At 76.5% G+C, this 3,071-nt stretch carries 2 protein-coding genes and 1 pseudogene; 1 reads left to right on the forward strand and 2 read right to left on the reverse strand.

Annotated features, from left to right (window positions below):
* Positions 1-82: 82 nt before the first annotated feature.
* Together AAHZ94_RS31745 and AAHZ94_RS31750 are read right to left on the reverse strand one after the other, a co-directional pair.
* Positions 83-922, reverse strand: a pseudogene (locus AAHZ94_RS31745) (nitrilase-related carbon-nitrogen hydrolase); the annotation flags it as partial.
* A 145-nt stretch (positions 923-1,067) separates the two neighbouring features.
* The gene (locus AAHZ94_RS31750; protein WP_349997171.1) at positions 1,068-2,840 is read right to left on the reverse strand and encodes a hypothetical protein; all 1,773 of its coding nucleotides are present in this window, start codon (positions 2,838-2,840) and stop codon (positions 1,068-1,070) included.
* On the opposite strand from AAHZ94_RS31750, the gene AAHZ94_RS31755 reads away from it, so the two are divergent.
* The coding region (locus AAHZ94_RS31755) for a hypothetical protein (protein ID WP_349997172.1) at positions 2,830-3,071 on the forward strand (242 nt) is incomplete at its 3' end. The two genes, AAHZ94_RS31750 and AAHZ94_RS31755, sit on opposite strands and share 11 nt — an antisense overlap.

The raw sequence follows: 3,071 nt of genomic DNA on the forward strand, positions 1-3,071 counted from the left end.
GGTCGTCGTCCTCTTCTTCGTGCGGGGGGGGGGGGGGGGGGGGGGGCCGCGCTCCGGGGGGGGGGGGGGGCCGGGGGGGGCCGGGGCGCACCAGCCCCGCGTAGGCGTCGGGTCGGCGGTCCCGGTAGAAGGCCCACTCCTGGCGCACCTGCTCGATCAGGTCGAAGTCCAGGTCGCGGACGAGCAGTTCCTCCGCCCGGTCGCTGGCGACCTCGCCGACGGCCTGCCCGCGCGGGTCCACGAAGTAGGAGGTGCCGTAGAAGTCGTCGTCGCCGTACTCTTCGACGCCCACCCGGTTGATGGCGGCCACGAAGTACGCGTTGGCGACGGCGGCTGCCGGCTGTTCGAGTCGCCACAGGTGGCTGGAGAGTCCGCGGGCGGTGGCCGAGGGGTTGTAGACGAGCTGGGCGCCGCCGAGGCCGAGTTCCCGCCAGCCCTCGGGGAAGTGCCGGTCGTAGCAGATGGTCACGCCCACCTTGCCGACCGCGGTGTCGAAGACCGGCCAGCCGGTGTTGCCCGGCTTGAAGTAGTACTTCTCCCAGAAGCCGGGGAGTTGCGGAATGTGGTGCTTGCGGTACTTGCCGAGGTAGCTGCCGTCCGCGTCGATGACGGCGGCGGTGTTGTAGTAGACCCCCGGCTGCTCGACCTCGAAGACGGGGGCGACGATCACCAGTCCCGTCTCCCGGGCGAGTTCCCGCATCCGGGTGATCGTCGGCCCGTCCGGCACCGGCTCCGCCCAGCGGTAGTGCGCGGAGTCCTGCACCTGACAGAAGTACGGGGCGTTGAAGACCTCTTGGAAGCCGATCACCCGGGCGCCCTGTTCGGCTGCCCTACGGGCGTGTTCCACATGCCCCGCGATCATCGAATCGGTGTCGCCCGTCCAGGTCGCCTGCACCAGCGCAGCACGTACAACAGTGGCCATGAGCTGCTCCTTCGTCGCCGTCAACCAGCAGTGAGCCAGCGCTCCACACGCGTAGATCACGTGAGGATGTGACCGTAAGGCCCGTCACGGACGGTGGCAAGACCATCTGCGGCGAGCGACGAAGTCGATCACATTCCAGGGCCTGTCAGGTGATGTCGGGGACGCCCGGGACGCCCGCGATGCGCAGTGCGTGCACGGTGTCCTGGTAGTGGTGGGCGGAGATGCCGCGGGCCGCTTCGAGCAGCGGCGGCAACAGCGCGCCGTGGCCGTCGGCCACCACCTGCGCGCTCTCGCTGCTGCTGCGGGCGCGGACCAGGGCGGCGAGCAGGGCGACCGTCAGCGGGCGGGCGCCGGCCGCGTCGAGCGCGGTGGCCGCGGCCGACACCTCGGCCACCGGGCGGGCCACGCCCTGCCGGAGCAGCAGGGCGCACTCCCGGTGCCGGCCGGCGGCGTCGAGCCCGGCGACCGCGGCGGCGAAGTCGGCCGGCGGCAGCGAACCCACCTCCCACAGCAGCGTCGCCACGTCCGCGCCGAGCCCCTCCCGCTCCAGCGCCACCACGAGCGGCGGCAGTCGGCGCGCCGGCCATCGGGCGCTCTCGCACAGCACGGCGTGCGCCTCACCACTGCGCCGGGCGCCCCGCAACCATGCGATCCGCGCCGCGACCTCCGCCGCGGCCCGCGGGTGGGACGGGGTTGGCGGGTCTGCCGGGCCGGACGGGGCGGGGGGCTCGAACGGGTCCGCCGGGCCGGGCGCACCGCGCGGGGGCGGCGCATCGGAGCCGACCGGCCCACCTGGCAGACCCGGCCCACCTGACGCGGCGGGCCCGCCCGGCACGCCCGACCCACCTGACCTGTCTGGCAGGGCTGGCGACGAAGGTGTAACTGCCTCTTGTCGTACGGGAGTTGAGGGTACGGAGCGCCACGGGGCCGCGGCGCGCGGCGGGCCCACGGGGCCGGTGGGGACGCCACGTCCGGCCGCGAACGCGGGGTCGGACGGGTCTACGGGAGCGAAGGGCCCGGCGGGGGCGGCGGGGGCGGTGGGGGTGGTGGGGGCGAACGACCCGGCGGGATCAGCGGGGGCGAACGACCCGGCAGGGTCTGCGGGAGCGAAGGGCCCAGCCGATGCGGGCGCCCACCCCTCCCCCGGCGGTGGGGCCGTCGGGGCCGTCGCCGACGGCGGTACGGCGCCCCGCGTCAGATCCGGGACCGGCTCCGGGACCGGCTCCGGGACCGGCCCCGGCGCGAGCTGTGGGGCGGGCTGTGAGGCGGGCCCCGCCCCGAACCGCGGGGCCGGCCCCGGCCCGAACTGTGGCCCGGGCTCCGGCGCCGGCTGCGCCGCCGGCTCCGGCGCCGACGCGGAATCCGACGTGGGCTCCGGCACGGAATGCGATGCCGGCTGCGGCGCGGGCTTCGGGCTCAGGCGGGCGCGGAGTTCGGCGCAGCGGGCCCGCGCCCGTTCGCAGTCGTCCTGGGCCCAGGCGAGGTCGGCGGCGTACCGGGCGGCTGCGGCCTCGCCCCGCGCGCTCCGTTCGGCCCGGGCGGCGGCGAGCAGTTCGTGCTGGCGGCGCTGGGCGCGGGCGCCCTCGGTGATCATCGCGGCGAGCCGTTCCTCAAGGACGGCCCGGCTGCCGGGGCGGGCGTCGAAGGCGGCGGTCGCGGCCCGGTACAGCCAGCCGGCCCGCTCCCGCGCGAGGGCGGCGGAGGCCGGGTCGCGCACCGTCGCCAGGTCGTGCAACAGCGCCTCGACCACGTCCCAGGGCGGTATTTCTCGACCGTCAAGACAGTCGATCAGGCCCTGTGGGTCGCGCTCGGCGAAGACCTCGTACCAGCCGGCGCGCGTGTCCAGTGCCCCGGTCAGCGCGCGCAGGAACCGGGCCAGTTCGGCCACGGCGGGCAGGTCCGTATCAATGGGACGCATCAACCTCCCCTTCCGTCGCACCACCCCGGTCCCGTACCAGGAATATCAGGAGCATCGGGAGTGCCAGGAGCACGGGGCCACCCGCCCCGGGGGGGCCCGGGGTCCGGGGCCCGGCGGCCCCGCGCGGCCCGGCGCGCGCCCCCGCCCCCCCCCCCGCGCGCCGCCGGCGGAGCGGGGCGGGGGGGGGGGGGGGGGGGGGGGGGGGGGGGGGGGGGGGGGGGGGGGGGGGGG

The sequence above is a fragment of the Streptomyces sp. HSW2009 genome (genome assembly GCF_040240285.1).
GTDB lineage: Bacteria > Actinomycetota > Actinomycetes > Streptomycetales > Streptomycetaceae > Streptomyces.

Coding starts and splice junctions, on each gene's coding strand:
- AAHZ94_RS31750 (WP_349997171.1), bottom strand. CDS start 2,840: ATGCGTCCCATTGATACGGACCTGCCCGCCGTGGCCGAACTGGCCCGG.